Here is a 19746-nt window from a genome sequence, read left to right on the forward strand (position 1 = left end):
TCGGGGTTCCTGCTACGGAGGCCGGGGCGGGGGCTGTGACAGAACGGGCATACTCCCGTCATGGAGCGGTCAGGTGATGTGCCTTTCGCGGCCGCTTGTCGCTCGATGGGGCGCTGTCCTCGACCGGTTGACGCGCGGACCTCTCCGGACGACGGGCCACGGGCCACGGGCGGGCACCGGGCGCCGTGCCCTCAGGCCCGCGGCCGTACGCCGTCCAGCACCGTGTCGACGATCTCCTCGGCCAGGCCCTCCGGCAGGTCCGCCCACTCGTGCAGCACGGCCCGGGACAGCACCGGTCCGACGAAGAGGTCGGCGAGCAGGTCGATGTCCCGGTCCGTACGCACCTCACCGCACTCCCTGCCGCGCCGCAGCACGGACAGCAGCACCTCGCGGCGGGCCTGCACCACCGTCTCGTGGTACTCCCGCCAGAGCGCGGGCTGCGCCTTGACGTGCGTGACGACGGTGCGCAGCAGTGCCGAGTTGCGCTTGGCCAGGCCGCGGATGCGCAGGAACTCGATGATGCCCACGAGGTCGTCGCGTACGGACACCCCCGCGGGCGGCGGGATGTCCGTGTCCAGCGAGCGCATCACGTCCAGCATCAGGGCGCTCTTGCCCGGCCAGCGCCGGTAGACGGTGGCCTTGCCGACGCCCGCCTCGCGGGCGATGCGCTCCATCGACAGCTCCCCGATGGAGACGCCGTCCTCGATCATGCGCAGTACGGCTTCGATGATCGCGGTGTCGGCGGCGGGGCTGCGGGGGCGGCCGCGGCGGGGGTCCGGGGCGGCCGGCGCGCCATCCGCCCGGCCCGTCCCCGTCGTGTCCGTCCGCCTCGCGTCCGTCGCCGACGTCCCGCTCATGACCGTGCTCCCGCCTTCACCCGCTCCGCCCGGTCCGTACCGCGCGTGCCGCTCACCGTCCTGCCCGGCAGGAAGGACCCGACCACCACGGCGCCGACGATCGCGACGGCGGCGGAACCGAGCGCGGTGATGTGCATGGCTTGGATGAACGCGGCGTTCGCCTCGTCGGTCAGCGCCTTGCCCGTCGGGCCCAGGTGCCGGGCCAGCCCGAGCGTCGCCTCGATGGACTCGCCCGCCGCGTGCCGGACGCCGTCCGTCAGGCCGGGGACGGACCGCAGCGTCCCTTCGATGCCGTCGCGGTAGACCGTGGACAGCACCGAGCCCAGTACGGCGACTCCGAGCGTGCCGCCGACCTGCCGGAACGTGTTGTTGAGCGCCGATCCGGAGCCCGCCTTCTCGCGCGGCAGCGCCTGCATGATCGATACGGTGACCGGCGGCATGATGTGCGCCGTGCCGGTGCCCTGGACGAAGAAGAGCACCTCCAGCACCCAGATCGGGGTGTCGGTGTCCAGCAGCAGGAAACCGGACATGCTGAGGGCGACCAGCAGCATCCCGGCCGTGCAGACGACGCGGGAGCCGAAGCGGTCGACGACGTGCCGGGCCCGCGGCGAGAAGATCATCTGGGAGACGGCCAGCGGCAGGATCAGCAGGCCCGCCTGGAGCGGTGTGAAGCCGCGCACGCTCTGGACGTAGAAGACGATGAAGAACGTGACGCCCATCAGCGCGAAGAAGACCAGCGCGATGGCGCCGACGGCGGCGGAGAAGGCCGGTTTGCGGAAGAGATTGACATCGATCGACGGGTGATCGATGCGCTTCTCGTACAGCACGAAACCGACCAGGACGAGCAGTCCGCCCAGGACCGTGCCCAGCACCTGCGGATCGGTGAAGTCGGCGAGCTGGCCGCCCTTGATGATCCCGTACACCAGCAGCACCAGGCCGACGACCGAGAGCAGCACGCCGACCGGGTCCAGTCGGCCCGGCCGCGGGTCCCTGGAGTCGGGCACCAGGAGGACCATCGCGACCAGCGCGACGAGCACGATCGGCACGTTCACGAGGAAGACCGAGCCCCACCAGAAGTGGTCCAGCAGCAGACCGCCCGCGATCGGCCCGATCGCGATGGCCAGGCCCACGCCGCCCGCCCAGATGCCGATCGCCCTGGGCTGCTCGTCCCGCTCGAAGACGTTCATCAGGACGGCGAGGGTGGAGGGCATCACGAAGGCGCCGCCCAGGCCCATCACGGCCCGGAAGGCGATGAGCTGGCCGGGTGACCCGGCGACGGCGGCCAGCACCGAGCCGACGCCGAACACCAGCAGGCCGAAGAGCAGCACCTTCTTGCGGCCCAGCCGGTCACCGAGCAGGCCGGAGGTGAACAGCAGACCCGCGAAGACCAGCGTGTAGGAGTTGATCGCCCACTCCAGTTGGCTCTGGGTGGCGCCGAGGCCGGTGGGGGCCGGGGTGGCGATCGTCTTCATCGCCACGTTGAGGATCGAGTTGTCCAGCACCACGATCAGCAGGCTGAGCATCAGGACGGACAGGATCACCCAGCGGCGGCGGTGGATGTGCTCGGGTACGTGCCGGGGCGCTTCGGCTATGCCGGAGGTCGTTGAGCTGGCCATGCCCACACCTTACGCCGGTTCCGATACGGGCCCGTTCCGTATCGCTGGGGGTCGCGGTGCCCCTTGCGTGCTCCTTCGACGCTCCTACGGCACCCCTTCCACTTCCCCCGCGGCACGTGCCAGCATGGAAGGGAGTCCGGAGACGCCGTCAGGGCGCTTCGAGATGACGAACAGGAGCCGTCGCCATGACGCAGCTTTCGCCTGCCCAGAATCCACCCGCGGACGGGACGTCCGCGCCCGGCGGAACCGCCGCCGAGCCCGTGTCCGACAGCAGCGGCAAGGCGCTGTACGGAGGAAAGAGCTCGCGCCGCGTGACCGTGCGCGACATCGCCGCCGCCAAGGAGCGCGGCGAGAAGTGGCCCATGCTCACCGCCTACGACGCGATGACCGCGTCCGTCTTCGACGAGGCCGGCATCCCGGTGCTGCTGGTCGGCGACTCGATGGGCAACTGCCACCTCGGGTACGAATCCACCGTGCCGGTCACGATGGACGAGATCACGATCCTGTCCGCGGCCGTCGTCCGCGGCACCAAGCGCGCCCTGATCGTCGCCGACCTGCCCTTCGGCGCCTTCCAGGAGAGCCCGGTCCAGGCCCTGCGCAACGCCACCCGCCTGGTCAAGGAGGCCGGTGTGGGCGCGGTCAAGCTGGAGGGCGGCGAGCGTTCCGCCCACCAGGTCGAGCTGCTGGTCTCCTCCGGCATCCCGGTCATGGCCCACGTCGGCCTGACGCCGCAGTCGGTCAACGCGTACGGGGGTTACCCGGTGCAGGGCCGCGGCGAGGAGGCGGCCCAGCAGTTGCTGCGCGACGCCAAGGCCGTCCAGGACGCGGGGGCCTTCTCCGTCGTCCTGGAAGCCGTACCGGCCGAGCTGGCCGCCGAGGTCACCCGCTCGCTGCACATCCCCACGGTGGGGATCGGCGCGGGCATCGGCTGCGACGCCCAGGTCCTGGTCTGGACGGACATGGCGGGCCTGACCAGCGGGCACGTGCCCCGCTTCGTGAAGCGGTACGCGAACCTGCGCGAGGTCCTGGGCGGCGCGGCCAAGGACTTCGCGGAAGAGGTCGTCGGCGGCACGTTCCCGGCCCAGGAGCACAGCTTCCGCTGACGCACCGCCGGTGGCGGCGTCTTCCCGGCGCCGCCGCCGGTCCGCCGCCACCGGTCCGCCGTCTCCGCCCTCCGCGCGGCTCCCACCCGGGCTGTCGGTCAGCTGTCGGTCGTTTGTCAGTGGTGCCTGTCATCGTGGGGGCATGACGCGAAAGACGACATCCAACGGCGCGGGGAACGCCGTCCAAGTGCGGGGGCTGGTCAAGCACTTCGGCGAGGTGAAGGCCGTGGACGGGGTGGATCTCGATGTACGGGAAGGCACCGTGCTCGGCGTGCTCGGGCCGAACGGCGCGGGCAAGACGACGCTGGTGCGCTGCCTGTCCACACTGCTGGTCCCGGACGCCGGCACGGCGACCGTGGCGGGCTTCGACGTGGTGCGCCAGCCGCGAGCGCTGCGCCGCACCATCGGCCTCACCGGCCAGTACGCCTCGGTCGACGAGAAGCTCTCCGGCCGGGAGAACCTCTACATGATCGGCCGGCTGCTGGACCTCTCCCGCAAGGACGCCCGCGCGCGGGCCGACGAGCTGCTGGAGCGGTTCTCCCTCACCGAGGCCGCAGGCCGGGCCGCCGCCAAGTACTCCGGCGGCATGCGCCGCCGCCTGGACCTGGCCGCCTCGATGATCGGCCGGCCCGCGGTGCTGTATCTGGACGAGCCGACCACCGGCCTCGACCCCCGTACCCGCAACGAGGTCTGGGACGAGGTCCGCAGCATGGTGCGGGACGGCGCGACGGTCCTGCTCACCACCCAGTACATGGAAGAGGCCGAGCAACTGGCCCACGAGCTGACGGTCATCGACCGCGGCCGGGTCATCGCCGAGGGCAAGGTCGACGAGCTGAAGACCAAGGTCGGCGGCCGTACGCTCCAGATACGCCCGGCGCGGAGCGCCGAGCTGGACCGGATGGTCGGCGCCATCGCGCAGGCCGGCCTGGACGGCATCGCGGGCGCCACCACCGACCATGAGGACGGTGTGGTCAACGTGCCGATCATCAGCGACGAGCAACTGTCCGCCGTGGTCGGCATGCTCGGCGAGCGGGGCTTCACGATCTCCGGCATCAACACCCATCTGCCCAGCCTGGACGAGGTGTTCCTGGCCATCACCGGCCAGAAGACCTCGGAGGCCGGCGGCGGCGACCAGCAGGACGGGCCGCAGGACCCGCAGGGCGTTCAGGACAAGCAGTTCGAGGAGGTTCCGGCATGAGTGCCGCGACGGTGACGGCGCCGGTCAAGCCGCAGCGGCCGGGTGCCGACGAGGGCCGGATCGGCCTGCGGGCCCATCGGCGTCACACGGGCGCCCTGGTGCGCCGCAACGCGATGCAGATCAAGAACGACCCGGAGTCGATGTTCGACGCCCTGTTGATGCCGATCGTCTTCACGCTGCTGTTCGTGTACGTCTTCGGCGGCGCGATGGGCGGCAGCCTGGGCGGCGACCGTTCCGCGTACGTGAACTACATCATCCCCGGCCTGCTGGCCATGGGTGGTCTGAACATCGCCATGTCGGTCGGTTCCGGCGTCAACGACGACTTCAACAAGGGGGTGATGGACCGCTTCCGCACCATGCCGATCGCCCGCTCCTCGGTGCTGACGGCGAAGATGCTCGTGGAGTCCGGGCGGATGCTGGTCTCCACCGTCATCCTGCTGTCGCTGGCGTTCCTGATCGGTTTCGACCTGCGGACCGGTCCGCTGGAGCTGCTGGCGGCCGTCGCCCTGGCGCTGCTCTTCGGCTCCTCGCTGACCTGGATCTTCATGCTGCTCGGGCTGACCATGAAGACACCGCAGGCGGTGCAGGGCGTGGGCTTCATGGTGCTGATGCCGCTGCAGTTCGGCTCCTCCATATTCGCCCCGCCCACGACGATGCCGGGCTGGATGGAGGCGTTCACCAAGATCAACCCGCTGTCGAACCTGGCGGACGCGGCCCGGGCCCTGATGAACGGCCAGGGCGCGGTCGCCCAGCCGGTGCTGATCACCCTGGCCTGGACCGCCGGCATCACCCTGGTCTTCGCGCCCCTCGCGGTGAACAAGTTCCGCAAGAAGACCTGACGCGTCACCTTCGCCCGGCTCGCGTCAGATGAGGGCGGTGGCTTCTTCGAGCGAGAGGCCGCCGCCTTCGGCGTACGCCCGGTCGTAGGCGGCGTCGTCGCCGAGCGCCGCGCGCGCCTCCGCCTCGGCCGCCGCCCGGTTCTTCCGGAGGACCCGCTGCGGCCGGTGCGAGCGGGAGCGGAGCGTGTCGTACGCGCCGATCAGCCGCGCCGCGTCCGGTCCGCCGGCCGCCGCGCCCCGTACGCCCAGCAGCGCCCGCGCCCCGGTCAGGAGCTGGATCACCGGCAGGTCGGGGGCGACGATCTGCGTCAGTTCGCCTTGGAACAGCTCCAGGGCCGACCGGATCCTGGGCAGCATGTCGGCGGCGTACTTCCCCTCCTCGATGTCCAGGGCGACCAGGGACATGGTGAGCACGCCCTTGAACAGCTCCGGCCCTCGCTGGCCGAACGCCTTGCGCACCTCGTCCAGGTGACCGCGCGCTTCCTGGAGGCGGCCGGCGCACGTCAGGTGCATCGCGAGCGTCAGATGGGCGAACGACACCGCGTCCCGGCCGCTGTTCTGCTCCTTCGCCAGCTCCAGCACCTCGTACAGCAGGCGCTCGCCGGTCGCTTCGTCGTCGGCCTCGATCAGCACGCTGCCCAGCCGGGTCTGGAGCAGCAGAACCTGGCTGCGCGCCCCGAGTTCCTCGGCGTAGCGGATGGCCGCCCGGTAGTCCTCGGCGGCGAGCGCGTACTCGCCGCGCCCCTCGCGCGACTCGCCGCGCCCCGCGATGGCCTCCGCCGCGCCCCACGCGTCCCCGAGCCGTACGAAGATGTCCAGGGACTCGTCGGCGTCCCTGCGGGCCTGGGACAGGCCGCCCTGCCGGTCGTTGAAGATCTTGGAACGGAGCTGGAGGACGTAGGCCAGCTCCCACACGTAGCCGTACTCCCGGCAGGCGCGTACCGCGTCCTCCGTCATCTGTACGAGGTCGTCGAATCGCCCCGTCAGCATCACCGCGTAGTACCACATCACGCCCGGCAGCTTGCAGGTCTGCGGCATGCCGCTGCGGTAGGAGGCCAGGATGCCGGTCAGTTCGTCCCGCCGTTCCTGCTTGCGCAGCACCTCTATGTCGCTCTCGACGCTGGCCAGCCCGACCAGCCGGACCTCGCGGCGCGCCTCCTTCAACTGCTCGGGGTCCATCGGCGGCGGTGCGTCGATGGGCCGGGCGTGCAGGACGGGCGCCGGTTCGACGGGCAGCGCGAAGGGGTCGGGGCCGAGGGCCGCCACCGCGGTCGACCAGGCGCGGGCGTCGGCGCGGTGATCGCGCAGCGTCCAGAACCACTGGAGCGAGAGCACGAGGCACAGGGCTTCGTGCTCGTCGTGGGCGGTGACGGCCCGGCGCAGCGCGGTGCGCAGGTTGTCGTGTTCCAGTTCCAGCCGGTCCAGCCAGGCGCACTGCTCGGGGCCGCGCAGCAACGGGTCGGCGTTACGGGCGAGTTCGCGATAGGTGACCAGGTGCCGCCGTTCGGTCGCGGGCCGCTCCCCGGCCTCGTCCAGGCGCTCACCGGCGTACTCCGAGACGGTCTCCAGCAGCCGGTAGCGCATCCGCCCGTCACCGTCCTGGGCCGTGACCACAAGCGACTTGTCGATCAGCGAACCGAGCAGGACGGCCACGTCGCGGGGCGCCACCCGTGTCCGGGAGCCCGCCGGCCCGTCCGGCCCGTACGCCCCCTCCGGCCCGTCCCCGCAGACCTCCTCCGCGACGACCAGGTCACAGCCGCCGGAGAAGACCGACAGCCGGCGCAGCACAGCCCGTTCGGCGTCGTCGAGCAGGTCCCAGGACCAGTCCACCACCGCGCGCAGCGTCTGCTGCCTGGGCAGTACGGTGCGGCTCCCGCTGGTCAGCAGCCGGAACCGGTCGTCCAGCCGGTCGGCAAGCTGGCGCGGGCCGAGCAACCGCAGCCGGGCGGCGGCCAGTTCGATGGCGAGCGGCAGCCCGTCGAGGCGCCGGCAGATCTCGGCGCAGGCGACCGGGTCGTCCTCGACGCGGAACCCGGGCCGCGCGGCGGCTCCCCGATCGGCCAGCAGCCGCAGCGCGATCGGGTCGGGCAGCGGTTCCACCGGCCGTACCGCCTCCCCCGGCACGGCCAGCGGCTCCCGGCTGGTGGCCAGCACCGTCACGCCGGGGCATTCGGCCAGCAGCCGGTCGGCCAGAGCGGCGGCGGCGCCGATCACATGCTCGCAGTTGTCGATGACCAGGAGCATCCGCCGGTTCTCGCAGAACTCGGCGAGCTGGGCCATCGGGTCGGACCCGGACCGGTCGGCGGCGGCGCGCAGTTCCTCGGCGGTGGTACCGCGCAGCACGGTCTCGCGCGCCCCGAGCGCGGTGAGCACCGCTTCCGGGACGGTCTGCGGGTCGTCCACGGGCGCCAGTTCCGCGAACCACACCCCGTCCGGCCAGGCGTCCGGTGCCGCGGCCGCCGCTGCCTCGGCGCTCTCCTGCGAGAGCCGTGTCTTGCCGGCACCGCCGGGGCCCAGCAGGGTCACCAGGCGGTGGGCGGCCAGGTCGGCGCGGATCGCGGCCAGGTCGTCCTCCCGGCCCACGAAGGAGGTCGGCCGTGACCGCAGGTTGCCCGGCCGTGCACCGACTCCCTTGCGGGCGCCGACCCCGTGACGGGCTCCGGTCCCCGCCGACGGACTCACGGCCGTCTCCGCACCCCGCCGGCCGGACCATCCGCCGTCGGCCCCCGAAGCCGGCACGCCTGAAGCCGGCACGCCTGAAGCCAGCATGCTCGAAGCCGGCCCGCCCGCCTCCGCCACCTCCGCCCGCCCCGCGGAACCCCCTGCCACCCGCAGCAACTCCCCATGCAGGTCCCGCAGTTCGAGGCCGGGCTCGACGCCCAGCCGGTCGGCGATGGCGGCCCGCACCGAGGCGTACGCGTCGAGCGCCTCCGCCGTACGGCCCGCGGCCCGCAAGGCGCGCAGGCGCAGGGCCTGGAGCGGCTCGTCCAGTGGATGGTCCGCGCACAGGGCCGTCAGCGCGGGCAGGGCCTGGCCGGGCCGCCCGAGGGCGACCTCCGCGGCGAGCCGGGTACGGCGGGCGTCCAGATGGCCGCGCTCGGCGCGCGCCGCCTCGCCCGCCGCCTCCGGGAGGTCGGCCAGCGCCGGGCCGCGCCAGAGCGCGAGGGCGTCGTCGAGCAGCGCGGCGGCCTTGACCGGATCGGCGTCGGCCAGGGCCTGCGCCCCCTCGGCGGCGAGCTCCTCGAAACGGTGCAGATCCACGTCGCACGGATCGGCGCACAGCCGGTACCCGCCGTGCACGGAGGCGATCGCTTCCCGGCCCACGGACCGGCGCAGCCGCGCGATCAGGGCCTGCAACGCGCCGGTCGCGTCGGCGGGCGGCTCCGGGCCCCAGACGTCCGCGATCAGCAGGTCGGCGGCGAGCGCCCGGCCGGGCCGCAGCGCGAGCGCCGTGAGCAGTGCGCGCAGGCGCGAGCCACCGAGCGCGACGGGCGTACCGTCGCTCCGATGGGCCTGGGCCGTGCCGAGGATTCCGTAGCGCACCGCCCCATTGTCCTGTACGGGCGGCGGCTTCACGCGCCGCGCTCCGCACACGCCACCTCGACCTCGACGACGACGCCGCGCTCGACCCGGCGATAAGCCCCCTGGCCGCGGCCCGCCCTGCCCACGCCGCCCGACCCACCACCCGGCCCCGTACCGTCCCCGCGGCCCCGATGGCCCACCCCGTCCGGTACCCGGTCGGAGAACCACTTCGGGCAACGCTCGACCGGACGCAGCCACCGTTCACCGGGCACCGGCTCAGCGGCCCGGTACCCCACGATCGCCACGTGTATCGACCGGACACGCCCCGCCAGCCGCGGCGTCCCGGGGCCGATCTCCGGCGACCCACCGTGCAGCGTGGCCACCCGCAGCAGTCCCCGCTCGTCCAGGCAGTCCGCCCAGACCGCCGCGTCCGCCGCCGGGACGCTTTCGAAGACCAGCGGCCACGCGACCTCGTCCCCCACCGAGAACGGCGTGCCGCAGCACTCCATCTCCCAGTCGCGGTGGAACACCCGTACCGTCCGTACCGCGCCCGTATCCGTCATGGGCCCAGACTGCCCGGAACCTCCCGCCCGCCGCCCGTCGTTTTCCGTGCACGGCCGCCCCGCCCGCGGATACGGTCATGGCTGCCCGTAACGGCACCGCACACCGACACCGAGCCCCACGGCAACACCCAGGAGCCCTCCACCATGACCACATCAGCCCAGCGCACCGACCGCCGCGTCAGCCCGGTCTTCCTCGCGCTCGTCGCCGTCATGGCGGTGTCGGGATGGGCCGTCTGGACGGGACGCCTCGCGGCGAGCCCCGGCTTCGCCGTCTTCCTCTTCGTGGTCTCCGGCTGGATCGTCTCGCTCTGCCTGCACGAGTACGCGCACGCCCGCACGGCGCTGCACAGCGGCGACATCTCCATCGGCGCCAAGGGGTACCTCACCCTCAACCCCCTCAAGTACACCCACGCGCTGCTCAGCATCGTGCTGCCGGTGATCTTCGTGATCATGGGCGGCATCGGCCTGCCGGGCGGCGCGGTCTTCATCGAGCGCGGCCGTATCCGGGGCCGCTGGCGGCACAGCCTGATCTCGGCGGCCGGCCCCCTCACGAACATCCTCTTCGCGGCCGTCGTCTCGGCCCCCTTCTGGCTGGGCGCCATGGACGGCGTCCCCACGCAGTTCCGCTTCGCCCTCGCCTTCCTGGCCCTCCTCCAGGTCACCGCCGCCATCCTCAACTTCGTCCCGGTCCCCGGCCTGGACGGCTACGGCGTCATCGAGCCCTGGCTCTCCTACAAGATCCGCCGCCAGGTCGAGCCCATCGCCCCGTTCGGCCTGCTCGCCGTCTTCGGCCTCCTGTGGATCCCCGGCGTCAACGCCGTCTTCTTCGACGCGGTCGACGCCATCCTGCGCACCCTCGGCATCACCAACTGGGACACCTACTTCGGCCAGCAACTGTTCCGCTTCTGGCAGGGGGAGCCGCAGGTGCCGTGAGGGGCGGCGGAGAGGATGCCGGGCAGCCGCCGCGCGACCGAGTCGTAGCGGTCGGCTTGGTAGAGCGCGTGTGCTTCCTCGATGTCCTGGAGCAGCGGGCCGCGGGGCACCTCTTCCTCGGGCGGCCCGGTCATGTCGACGAGCCCGACGGGCGGCAACAGATGGCGGCGGAGATCCAGCAACTGCTGGCGGCTGGGACCGTCGTCCCGTATGGGTTCCGGGCTGGCAGGCGGCGCGAACAGCGTCGCCGTGTCGACATCCAGGGCTGCCGCGAGCTGCGCCAGAGTTTCGACGCGGCCACGCCGCCCTGCTCCAGCTTGCGTACGGCGCCGGGAGACACCCCGGCCGCCTCGGCCAGGCGCTCCTGGCTCCACCCCAGGCGACGGCGGTGTTTGCGGAGGTTGGACGAGATCTCCGGAGACATGGCATCACCTACCTCCGGCATCAGGGTAGGGGCTCTCGCGGACGCCGGGTCCCGCGAGATCCCGCGACGACGGGGCCGGAGCCCGGCAGGCCCTCAGCCGGCCACCGAGGCCGCCGCCCCCTCGCGTCGCTCGCGGTCCATCTTCGCCTTGCGGACGTAGAACCACGCCATGTTGCTGGAGATGCCCGCCATCAGGATCCACACGATGCCGAGCCAGCTGCCCTGGACGAACGAGACGACGGCCGCGGCGACGGCGAGGGCGCAGACGACGAGGGCGAAGACGGCGAGGCGGGGCATGGGGTCGGCTCCTGTGCGTGGGGGTATGGGGTTTTCCTCCAGTGTCCACCATGGGCCCCGGCGACCGGTGTCCGGGCCGGACGGCCGGGCCGGAGGGGGCGGCCCGCCGGGGCCGCCCCGGGCCGGGCGGGTCAGTCGCCGTCCGCTCCGGTGACGTGACGGCGCGCCTCGCGTCGCGCCGCGTGGCGCTGCTTGCGGTTGCCGGTCCTGACGTACCGCTGCCACTCCTTGACGCAGCCGCGCTTGTGGCAGCCCGCGCAGCAGGTGGAGCCGAGCAGGATCATGCCGGGGTGTTCCCACCGGCAGCGGGTGTCCGCGGGCTTCCGCGTCGGGTGCGGCGGCAGGTCGCAGGGGCCGTGGCGGTGGTCGTGGACCGGGCGGGGGCCGTGTTCCGCGTGGCGTATCCACAGGGGTTTCGTCTTGTCCGTACGGGACATCGCGTTCCTTCCGGAACCCGCCGCCCGTGCTCCCGGACTGTCCGGGCGGGCGGCCGGGGCAACCACCGCATGGATCACGCTCCTTCCCTCGCCCGCCGTACCGGGCGCCATGCCCTCCACGGAAGTGGACAGCCTTGCAGGATATCGAAGAGCGCTGAATACGGGCAAGGGAGGAGCGTCGGCAGGCCGGCCCGGCCCGTGGTTACACGTCCGTGAGCCGCAGCCCCGCGTGGGCCTTGTAGCGCCGGTTGGTGGAGATCAGGTTGGCGACCAGGGACTCCACCTGGTGCGCGTTGCGCAGGCGGCCGGCGAAGACGCCGCGCATGCCGGGGATGCGGGCGGCCAGGGCCTGGATCTGGTCGGTGTCGGCGCGGGACTCGCCCAGCACCATCACGTCGGTGTCGATCTCTTCGATCTCCGGGTCCTGGAGCAGGACGGCGGAGAGGTGGTGGAAGGCGGCGGTGACCCGGGAGTCGGGGAGCAGGGCCGCGGCCTGTTCGGCGGCGCTGCCCTCCTCCGGCTTGAGCGCGTAGGCGCCCTTCTTGTCGAAGCCGAGCGGGTTGACGCAGTCGACGACGAGTTTGCCGGCCAGCTCTTCGCGGAGGGACTGGAGGGTCTTGGCGTGGCCTTCCCACGGGACGGCCACGATGACGATGTCGCTGCGCCGCGCGCACTCGGCGTTGTCCGCACCCTCGACGCCGTGGCCCAGTTCACCGGCGGCGGCCTGGGCGCGCTCCGCGGCGCGCGAGCCGATGATCACCTTCTGGCCGGCCCGGGCGAGCCGGTAGGCCAGGCCGCGTCCCTGGTCGCCGGTGCCGCCGAGGACGCCGACGACGAGGCCGGACACATCGGGGAGGTCCCAGGGGTCCCTTTTGAGCGCCTTCTTGGCTTCGGTGGCGACATTCACGGGCTGCGCGTCGTTACCGGTCCGCGCATCGTCAGGAGTAGTCATGACAGCGATACTGTCACGCCTTCACGCTGCCCTCGGTGAGCCCCGTACGCCAGTACCGCTGCAGGACGGTCATCAGCACCATCAGCGGCAGTACGGACAGGAACGCGCCGCCCACCGTGTACTGGTACAGCTCCGGCCGGCGGTCCGCGTACCCGGTCCAGGCCGTCAGGCCGAGCTGGATCGGATACAGGTCGGAGTCGGAGAGCATGACCAGCGGCAGGAAGTAGTTGTTCCAGATGTGGACGAACTGGAAGAGGAAGACGGTGACCAGGGCCGGGGTCATCAGACGCAGGCCGAGGCCGGCGAAGATACGGGCCTCGCCCGCGCCGTCGATGCGGGCCGCTTCCAGGAGCGCGTCGGGTACGGCGGCCGCCGCGTAGATCCGGCAGAGGTAGACGCCGAAGGGGCTCACGACGCTGGGGAGGAGCACCGCCCAGTAGGTGTTGGCGAGGCCCATGGAGCTGAAGAGGAAGTAGAGGGGGAGAGCGAGGGCGGTGCCGGGGATCAGGACGCCGGCGAGGACGAGGTTGAAGACGGCTTCGCGGCCCGGGAACGGGAACTTGGCGAGCGCGTAGCCGGCCGCCGCGGACAGCAGGGTGGCGGCGAGCGCGCCGACGCCCGCGTACAGGAGCGAGTTGGTGAACCAGCGGACGTAGATGCCGTGGTCGTAGGTGAGGACGTCCCGGAGGTGTTCCAGGGGGCGCGGGTGGGCGAACCAGAAGCCGAAGGTGCCGAAGAGGTCGGCGCTGTTCTTGGTGGCGGAGACGACGAGCCAGTAGACGGGGGTGAGGAAGTAGAGCGCGGCGACGGTGAGGAGTGAGGCGGTGATGACGCGGTAGCGGAGGGGTGGGCGGATGGCGCTCCCGGCGGAGGGGCGCGCGGGGCTTCCGGACGGCCGTACGGAGGCGTCGCGTGCGGAGGCGTCGCGTGCGGAGGCGTCGCGGTCGGCGGCCCGGCTCACCGGTCGCTCCCGTCGCCGCGCTGCCCGACCAGCCGCAGGAAGCCGAACGACAGCACGCAGGCGACCAGCGCCAGCAGCACCGCCTCGGCCGCCGCGACGTGCTGGTTGTTGCTGACGAACGCCTCGCTGTAGGCGTGCAGGTTGGGGGTGAAGCCGGAGTCGATGGTGGCGGCGAGGGGCCGGAGCACCATCGGCTCGGCGAACAACTGGAGTGTGCCGATGATGCTGAAGACGGTGGTCAGCACGAGCGCGGGCCGGATCAGCGGGATCTTGATGTGCCGGGCGAGGTGCCAGGCGTTCGCGCCGTCGATGCGCGCCGCCTCGTACAGCTCGTCCGGTACGGCTTTGAGCTGGGAGATCAGTACGAGCATGTTGTAGCCGGTGAACTGCCAGGTGACGATGTTGGCGATGGACCACAGGACGGTGTCGCGGGCGAGGAAGTCCACGTCCCAGCCGAGCGATCCGGCGATTTCGACCAGCGGGCTGATGCCCGGGACGTACAGGAAGCCCCACAGGATGGAGGCGATGACGCCGGGGACGCCGTACGGCAGGAAGAACGCGCTGCGGAAGAACGTGATGCCGCGCGCGCTCGCGCTCTCCAGGAGGAGGGCGAGGACGGTCGCCAGGGCGATCATCAGCGGTATCTGTACGACACCGAAGAGCAGGACCCGGCCGAATCCGGTCAGGAAGCGGTCGTCGGCGAGCGCGTGCGCGTAGTTGGCGAAGCCCGCGAAGACCTCGCGCTCCTGGCCGCCGAGGCCGAGCGGGCCGGTGCGCTCGGTGCGGTGCAGGCTCTGGTGGACGGCGTAGCCGATCGGGGCGACGAAGCAGAGGAGGAAGAGGAGGAGGAAGGGCAGGACGAAGGCGGCCGCGGCGCGGGCGTTGCGGGCTTCGGTCCGCGTGAGCCGGGTGAGCCGGATGTGACGCGTGCGCTGTGCGCTCCCGGTGACGGCCCGGCCCCGGCCGGTTCCGCTCACCCGCCGCTCTCCACCTTCAGGCCCTTGCCCCGCAGGTCGGAGACGGTCTGTGCCTGTACGGCGCGGAGCACGGAGCGGAACGAGCCGCCGCTGTCGAGCGCCTCGGTGAACGCATCGCCGAGCCGCTGGTAGAGGGTGTCCACGCCCGGCCCCCACTGCCAGCCGGTGTCGACGTGCGCGCCCGCGTCCGCGAAGATCCTGCTGTACGCCTGCCCGCCGAAGAAGTCCCGGTGGACGTCGAGGTCGGCGGTGGCGTAGCCCTTCTTCGCACTCGGGAAGCCGTAGCCGCCGTCGATCAGCAGCGCGATGGACTTCGGGTCGGTGTTGAGCCACAGGGCGAAGTCCAGCGCGTCCTTGGGGTAGGAGGCCTTCGCGAAGACGGCGGTGGTCGAACCGCCCCAGTTGGCGTGCGCGTCGGCGCCCTTCCGCCATTGCGGGAGGGGCGCGGCGCGCCATTTCCCCTTGGTGCCGGGCGCGTTGCCCGCCAGCAGCGCGTCGCCCCAACTGGCGCCGATCCAGGCCGGGATCGCACCGGTCTGGATGTCCTTGTACCAGGCGTTCTGCCGGTCCGGGATCGTCTTGACGAGCTTGCGCCGGACCAGCGACTCCCAGTAGTCGGCGACCTTGCGGGTGGGCTCGTCGTCGATGTGCACGGTCCAGGTGTCGCCCTGGGCGGCGTACCACTCGGCGCCCGCCTGCCAGGCCAGCCCGGCGAAGCGGTTGCCGTTGGCGGGGGCGAACGTCTCGATCCAGGCGCCCTGCCGGCGGACCGCCTTCGCCGCCTCCTCGTACTCGTCCCAGGTCTGCGGGAGCTGGATGTTCCACCGCTCGAAGAGGTCCTGGCGCAGGAAGAGCCCCATCGGGCCGGACGCCTGCGGGACGGCGTAGACGCCCTTGCCGAACACCGACTGCTGCCACTGCCAGCCCACGAAGCGGTCCTTGTAGCGGGCGGCGCCGAGGGCCGACAGGTCCATCAGGGCGTTGTCGAGCAGGAAGCTGGGGACGACGGGGAACTCGATCTGGGCGAGATCCGGCGGGTTCCCGGCTTTGACGGCGGCGTGCATCTTGGCGTACTGGCGGCCGTCCACGGCGGACACCGTCTCCACCTCGACCTGCACGTCAGGGTGCTCGCTGTTCCACAGGTCCACCGGCTTGTCGATGCCCGGCACCCAGGACCAGAACGACAGCGTGATCTTCTGGCCCTCCTTGCGCTCCTGGGGCGCCGCCTGGTCACCGTCGCCGTCGCCGCAGCCGGCCAGCGTGAACCCGGCGGCGGCCGCGGCGGCCCCGCCGAGCAGGGCCCGGCGGCGGAGGCGGCCGTGCCCCCGGCCCGGCCCCCGGCCGCTGTCGTACGTACCGGTGCTCATGCCAGCTCCTCCACGGGGATGCGGCGGAAGGTGATCGTCGAATAGGCGCTGAAGTCGCCCGTCTCGTAGAGCAGACCGACGGTCGCGGCGTCGATCCGTACGAGGTCGCAGTAGGCGGCCGGGAGCCCGTCGACGGTGTGCGCGGGGCGCCAGGTCAGGCCGCGGTCGCGGCTGGCCCGTACGGTCATCAGGGCGCGGGCGTCCGGGTCGGCGGGGCCGGAGAAGAGCAGCACGTCGGGCTCCCCCAGGTGCAGCGCGCTGCCTTCGACGACGGGCCCGGTCAGTCCGGCCTGCGGACGGAACGGCCTGATCAGGCGCTCGCCGGCGTCCGCGGGGGCGGAGTGGGCGTCGGCGCGGTTGCCGGGGGCCGGGGAGTCGTTGCGCGTGTTGAAGTAGAGCGTGCCGTCGGGGAGTTCGGCGGCGGTCGTCTCGTTGGCGTTGATGTAGCCGTTGGGGTTGCTGTCCGTGTAGCCGATGCGCCAGTTCGCGCCGCCGTCGTCGCTGAGCAGGACGTGGCCGCCGTTGTAGCGGCCCTCGGTGCCGTCGTCGCCGGAGACGGTGGGGGCGATGGAGTGGTTGGCCGGGACGACCAGACGGCCGGCGCGCGGTCCGTGCCGGAGCTGGAGGGCGTGTCCGGGGGTGGTGGCGTACCAGCGCCAGTTGGCGCGCTTGGTCTGCGCCGTGATCTCGCGCGGCGGACTCCAGGCGGCGCCTCCGTCGTCGCTGTGCTGCACCCAGACACGCCGCCCGTCGGCGGCGGACACCAGGCCGCGGCGGATGCGGTCCTCGGTGGCCGTGGCGGCGCTGCGTACGTGCACCAGCAGGACCCGGCCGCCGTCCAGCACGAGCGGGGCCGGGTTGCCCGCGGTGCCCGTGCCGTTGCGGGCGACGGTCTGGAGCGGGCCCCAGGTGCGGCCGCCGTCGGTGGAGCGTTTCAGCACGATGTCGATGTCGCCGTGGTCGGCGGCGCTGTGCACCCGGCCTTCGGCGAAGGCGAGCAGGGTGCCGGGGTCGGTGCCGGAGCCGGGGTCGGCGGCAGAGCCGGGGCCGGTGTCGTCGGCGCTTGCGGGGCGGATGCTGACCACGGCCGGGATGCGGAAGCTCGCGTAACCCTCGGACCCGGCACGGAACGGAACGGAAGTCTGGTGAGCCATGGGTCCTCCCCCGGCAGACCGGACGTAGGACGTCCTCTGTCAGCGTGACCATAGGGAGCCCCCAACTGACCGTCAAGGCGCGGCACACGGATGGCGCGGGCCGCCACCCGACCGCGTCACCACGGCGCCCGGAGCACCGGAAAGCCACCTTCCGGACACCTGGCGTCCACCCCGCTCCGCACGACGCCGAGCAGCCGTCGCTGCACGGCATCCGGGAGGGCGCGCGCCACGCCTGGCCGCAAGGAGCCGCGCGACCGGCCGGCCGACATCGAGCTGCTGTCGTACTCGGTCGGGCCGCGGCTCGGCCAGGTCCGCTCGGGCGGTGTGGCGGCCGTCGCGTCCGTACGGACGTCGGTGCGGGACGTCCGCACGGACGTCGGTGTGGGCGGGCAGGCCGGATCCGGGGCGCGCGCCCGGTCCGCCCCGGCCCGGGACCGGCCCTGCCCTGTCAGGCGGACCCTTCCGCCCCCGGGCCCTGCCCCTTCTCCTGCCCCTTCTCGTGCCAGCGGGGGTCGGTCTCCCACTCCAGATTGCGTTCGCGGGCGGTCTCCATCGCGTGGGCCGCCTCCTCGCGCGTCGCGTACGGGCCGAAGCGGTCGGCGGCGCGGCACTCGGGGCCTTCTTCGACCGTTCCGTGCTTGAGGCAGTAGTACCACTCGCCGGGCTTGCCGGCCGTCCGCCTCTTGAACAGCGCCATCACGTCTCCTGTCTGCGACACCTGTGCCGCCATCCTGCCCGATGGGCCACGGATACACTCGCTGGCATGTCTGGCCAGTCGCTTCTTGTCCCGGGGACGATCTCCCCCACCCGCCCCGTACCCGCCTCCGTCCCGCGTCCCGAGTACGTGGGCAAGGCCGCGCCCACCCCCTATACGGGCCCGGAGGTGCAGGACGCGGAAACGATCGAGCGGATGCGCGTCGCGGGGCGGATCGCCGCCCAGGCGATGGAGGAGGCCGCCAAGCTGATCGCTCCGGGTGTGACCACCGACGAACTGGACCGGGTCGCCCACGAGTTCATGTGCGACCACGGCGCCTACCCCTCCACCCTCGGCTACCGTGGCTTCCCGAAGTCCCTGTGCTCCTCGGTCAACGAGGTCATCTGCCACGGCATCCCGGACTCGACCGTCCTCCAGGACGGCGACATCGTGAACCTGGACGTGACCGCCTACATCAACGGCGTGCACGGCGACAACAACGCCACGTACCTGTGCGGCGACGTGGACGAGGAGTCCAAGCTCCTGGTGGAGCGGACCCGGGAGTCGCTGAACCGCGCGATCAAGGCGGTCAAGCCGGGGCGGCAGATCAACATCATCGGCCGGGTGATCGAGTCGTACGCCAAGCGGTTCGGCTACGGCGTCGTCCGCGACTTCACCGGCCACGGGATCAACTCGTCGTTCCACTCCGGCCTGATCGTCCCGCACTACGACAGCCCGCACCACACCACCGACATCAAGCCCGGCATGACCTTCACCATCGAGCCGATGCTGACGCTGGGCACCCACGAGTACGACATGTGGGAGGACGGCTGGACGGTGGTGACGAAGGACCGCAGGCGCACCGCCCAGTTCGAGCACACCCTCGTCGTCACGGAGACCGGGGCGGAGATCCTCACCCTCCCGTAGCGCCCGGCGTTCCGGCCCCCGCGCCATTCCGGCCCCCGCGGCTTCCGCCTTCCGCGCCGCGGGGGCTTTCGTCGCGGGGTTTTTACCGACATGATGTCGGGAAGGTTTCCGACAGGCCGTCGGGAACGGGTTGACTTAGGTAAGCCTAACCAACCACAATCTGTTCCCGTACGCTCCCCATCGGTCCCCGGAGGTCCGTCTTGGCCGCGCCCAGCTCGACCCCGTCCGCGCACTCCGCCGCATCGGTGCCGTTCTCCACCCTGATCCGCACCGCGTCGCACGAGCAGCACGCGGAGGCCGAGAACTCGTCCTTCATGGGCGACCTGCTCGGCGGCAAACTCGGTGTCACGGCCTACCGGCGCTACACCGAGCAGCTATGGTTCGTCTACCGCGCACTGGAAGGCGCCTCCGAGGCGCTCGCCGGGGACCCGGTCGCCGGGCCGTTCCTGCGGCCGGAGCTGAGCCGTACGGCGGAGCTGGAGCGGGACCTGGCCCACCTCGGCGGCCCGTCCTGGCGCACGGGCCTGGAGCCGCTGCCGGCCACCGCCGCGTACGCCGACCGCGTCACCGAATGCGCCGACCGCTGGCCCGCCGGTTACGTCGCGCACCACTACACCCGCTACCTGGGCGACCTCTCCGGCGGCCAGATCATCCGCGGCACGGCCGAGAAGACCTGGGGCTTCGCCCGCAAGGGCGACGGCGTGCGCTTCTACGTCTTCGAAGGCATAAGCAACCCCGCCGCCTTCAAACGGGAGTACCGCGAGCTGCTGGACGCGCTGCCGGTGGACGACCTGGAGAAGCAGCGGGTGGTCGACGAGTGCAAGCGCGCCTTCGCGCTCAACACGGCGGTCTTCCGTGAGCTGGGGGAAGAGTTCCCGCTGAGCGCGTGAGCAGACGGACGGGGCCCCGGGTCCCGTCCCGTTCC

21 protein-coding genes are annotated in these 19746 nt (G+C 72.1%); 6 read left to right on the forward strand and 15 right to left on the reverse strand.

Annotated elements, in window-relative coordinates:
- Window positions 1–191 precede the first annotated feature (191 nt).
- Window positions 192–857 carry a TetR/AcrR family transcriptional regulator gene (locus AB0A97_RS02410; RefSeq protein ID WP_361143308.1) on the reverse strand — a complete coding sequence of 222 codons (666 nt, stop codon included), beginning with the start codon at window positions 855–857 and terminating at the stop codon, window positions 192–194.
- Complete coding sequence (locus AB0A97_RS02415; protein ID WP_361143311.1) at window positions 854–2473, reverse strand: MFS transporter; 1620 nt, start codon at window positions 2471–2473, stop codon at window positions 854–856. The genes AB0A97_RS02410 and AB0A97_RS02415 overlap by 4 nt, the downstream gene beginning before the upstream one ends.
- Window positions 2474–2658: 185 nt before the next feature.
- On the opposite strand from AB0A97_RS02415, the gene panB reads away from it, so the two are divergent.
- The 3 genes from panB (at window position 2659) to AB0A97_RS02430 (ending at window position 5613) form a co-directional block, all read left to right on the forward strand.
- Window positions 2659–3576 carry a 3-methyl-2-oxobutanoate hydroxymethyltransferase gene (gene panB / locus AB0A97_RS02420; protein WP_361143314.1) on the forward strand — a complete coding sequence of 306 codons (918 nt, stop codon included), beginning with the start codon at window positions 2659–2661 and terminating at the stop codon, window positions 3574–3576.
- A 142-nt stretch (window positions 3577–3718) separates the two neighbouring features.
- Window positions 3719–4774 carry an ATP-binding cassette domain-containing protein gene (locus AB0A97_RS02425; RefSeq protein ID WP_361143317.1) on the forward strand — a complete coding sequence of 352 codons (1056 nt, stop codon included), beginning with the start codon at window positions 3719–3721 and terminating at the stop codon, window positions 4772–4774.
- The gene (locus AB0A97_RS02430; protein ID WP_361143320.1) at window positions 4771–5613 is read left to right on the forward strand and encodes an ABC transporter permease; all 843 of its coding nucleotides are present in this window, start codon (window positions 4771–4773) and stop codon (window positions 5611–5613) included. The genes AB0A97_RS02425 and AB0A97_RS02430 overlap by 4 nt, the downstream gene beginning before the upstream one ends.
- Before the next feature lie 24 nt (window positions 5614–5637).
- Here the strand turns inward: AB0A97_RS02430 and AB0A97_RS02435 are convergent, their stop codons facing one another.
- Entirely contained in the window at window positions 5638–9156 is a 3519-nt protein-coding gene (locus AB0A97_RS02435) for a BTAD domain-containing putative transcriptional regulator (RefSeq protein ID WP_361143323.1), read from the reverse strand.
- 29 nt (window positions 9157–9185) lie between these two features.
- Window positions 9186–9698 (reverse strand): DUF6578 domain-containing protein, encoded by a 513-nt coding sequence (locus AB0A97_RS02440; protein ID WP_361143326.1) that lies wholly within the window; start codon window positions 9696–9698, stop codon window positions 9186–9188.
- Between the two features lie 144 nt (window positions 9699–9842).
- Between AB0A97_RS02440 and AB0A97_RS02445 the strand changes: the two genes are divergently transcribed.
- Entirely contained in the window at window positions 9843–10631 is a 789-nt protein-coding gene (locus AB0A97_RS02445) for a site-2 protease family protein (protein ID WP_361143329.1), read from the forward strand.
- Here the strand turns inward: AB0A97_RS02445 and AB0A97_RS02450 are convergent.
- The 11 genes from AB0A97_RS02450 to AB0A97_RS02500 all read right to left on the reverse strand — a co-directional run bounded on the left by AB0A97_RS02450 (window position 10577) and on the right by AB0A97_RS02500 (window position 17897).
- Window positions 10577–10765 carry a hypothetical protein gene (locus AB0A97_RS02450; protein WP_361143332.1) on the reverse strand — a complete coding sequence of 63 codons (189 nt, stop codon included), beginning with the start codon at window positions 10763–10765 and terminating at the stop codon, window positions 10577–10579. The genes AB0A97_RS02445 and AB0A97_RS02450 overlap by 55 nt on opposite strands.
- On the reverse strand, window positions 10762–11076 hold the full coding sequence (locus AB0A97_RS02455; RefSeq protein ID WP_361143335.1) for a helix-turn-helix domain-containing protein: 315 nt from the start codon (window positions 11074–11076) through the stop codon (window positions 10762–10764). Before AB0A97_RS02455 ends, AB0A97_RS02450 begins: the two co-directional genes overlap by 4 nt.
- A 72-nt stretch (window positions 11077–11148) precedes the next feature.
- The gene (locus tag AB0A97_RS02460) at window positions 11149–11352 is read right to left on the reverse strand and encodes a hypothetical protein (RefSeq protein WP_361143338.1); all 204 of its coding nucleotides are present in this window, start codon (window positions 11350–11352) and stop codon (window positions 11149–11151) included.
- Window positions 11353–11483: 131 nt separating this feature from the next.
- A complete protein-coding gene (locus AB0A97_RS02465) occupies window positions 11484–11789 on the reverse strand; it encodes a hypothetical protein (RefSeq protein WP_361143341.1) in 306 nt (101 codons plus the stop codon).
- 202 nt (window positions 11790–11991) lie between these two features.
- Window positions 11992–12741, reverse strand: coding sequence for an NADPH-dependent F420 reductase (npdG, locus tag AB0A97_RS02470; RefSeq protein ID WP_361143344.1), 750 nt, complete (start codon window positions 12739–12741; stop codon window positions 11992–11994).
- Window positions 12742–12754: 13 nt separating this feature from the next.
- Window positions 12755–13597, reverse strand: a complete 843-nt coding sequence (locus tag AB0A97_RS02475) for a carbohydrate ABC transporter permease (RefSeq protein ID WP_361145187.1) — start codon at window positions 13595–13597, stop codon at window positions 12755–12757.
- Window positions 13598–13698: 101 nt separating this feature from the next.
- Window positions 13699–14622 (reverse strand): sugar ABC transporter permease, encoded by a 924-nt coding sequence (locus AB0A97_RS02480; protein WP_361145190.1) that lies wholly within the window; start codon window positions 14620–14622, stop codon window positions 13699–13701.
- A 53-nt stretch (window positions 14623–14675) separates the two neighbouring features.
- Window positions 14676–16046, reverse strand: coding sequence for a sugar ABC transporter substrate-binding protein (locus AB0A97_RS02485; RefSeq protein WP_361143347.1), 1371 nt, complete (start codon window positions 16044–16046; stop codon window positions 14676–14678).
- Window positions 16043–17200: a sialidase family protein gene (locus tag AB0A97_RS02490; protein WP_361143350.1), complete on the reverse strand. Its 1158-nt coding sequence runs from the start codon at window positions 17198–17200 to the stop codon at window positions 16043–16045. The genes AB0A97_RS02485 and AB0A97_RS02490 overlap by 4 nt, the downstream gene beginning before the upstream one ends.
- A 116-nt stretch (window positions 17201–17316) precedes the next feature.
- Window positions 17317–17571 (reverse strand): hypothetical protein, encoded by a 255-nt coding sequence (locus tag AB0A97_RS02495; protein ID WP_361145339.1) that lies wholly within the window; start codon window positions 17569–17571, stop codon window positions 17317–17319.
- Window positions 17572–17648: 77 nt separating this feature from the next.
- Entirely contained in the window at window positions 17649–17897 is a 249-nt protein-coding gene (locus AB0A97_RS02500) for a hypothetical protein (RefSeq protein ID WP_361145192.1), read from the reverse strand.
- Window positions 17898–17963: 66 nt separating this feature from the next.
- Between AB0A97_RS02500 and map the strand changes: the two genes are divergently transcribed.
- Window positions 17964–18821 (forward strand): type I methionyl aminopeptidase, encoded by an 858-nt coding sequence (gene map / locus AB0A97_RS02505; protein ID WP_031012085.1) that lies wholly within the window; start codon window positions 17964–17966, stop codon window positions 18819–18821.
- Window positions 18822–19021: 200 nt separating this feature from the next.
- On the forward strand, window positions 19022–19711 hold the full coding sequence (locus tag AB0A97_RS02510; protein WP_361143353.1) for a biliverdin-producing heme oxygenase: 690 nt from the start codon (window positions 19022–19024) through the stop codon (window positions 19709–19711).
- Window positions 19712–19746 lie beyond the last annotated feature (35 nt).

Source organism: Streptomyces sp. NPDC045470 (assembly GCF_040646595.1).
GTDB lineage: Bacteria > Actinomycetota > Actinomycetes > Streptomycetales > Streptomycetaceae > Streptomyces.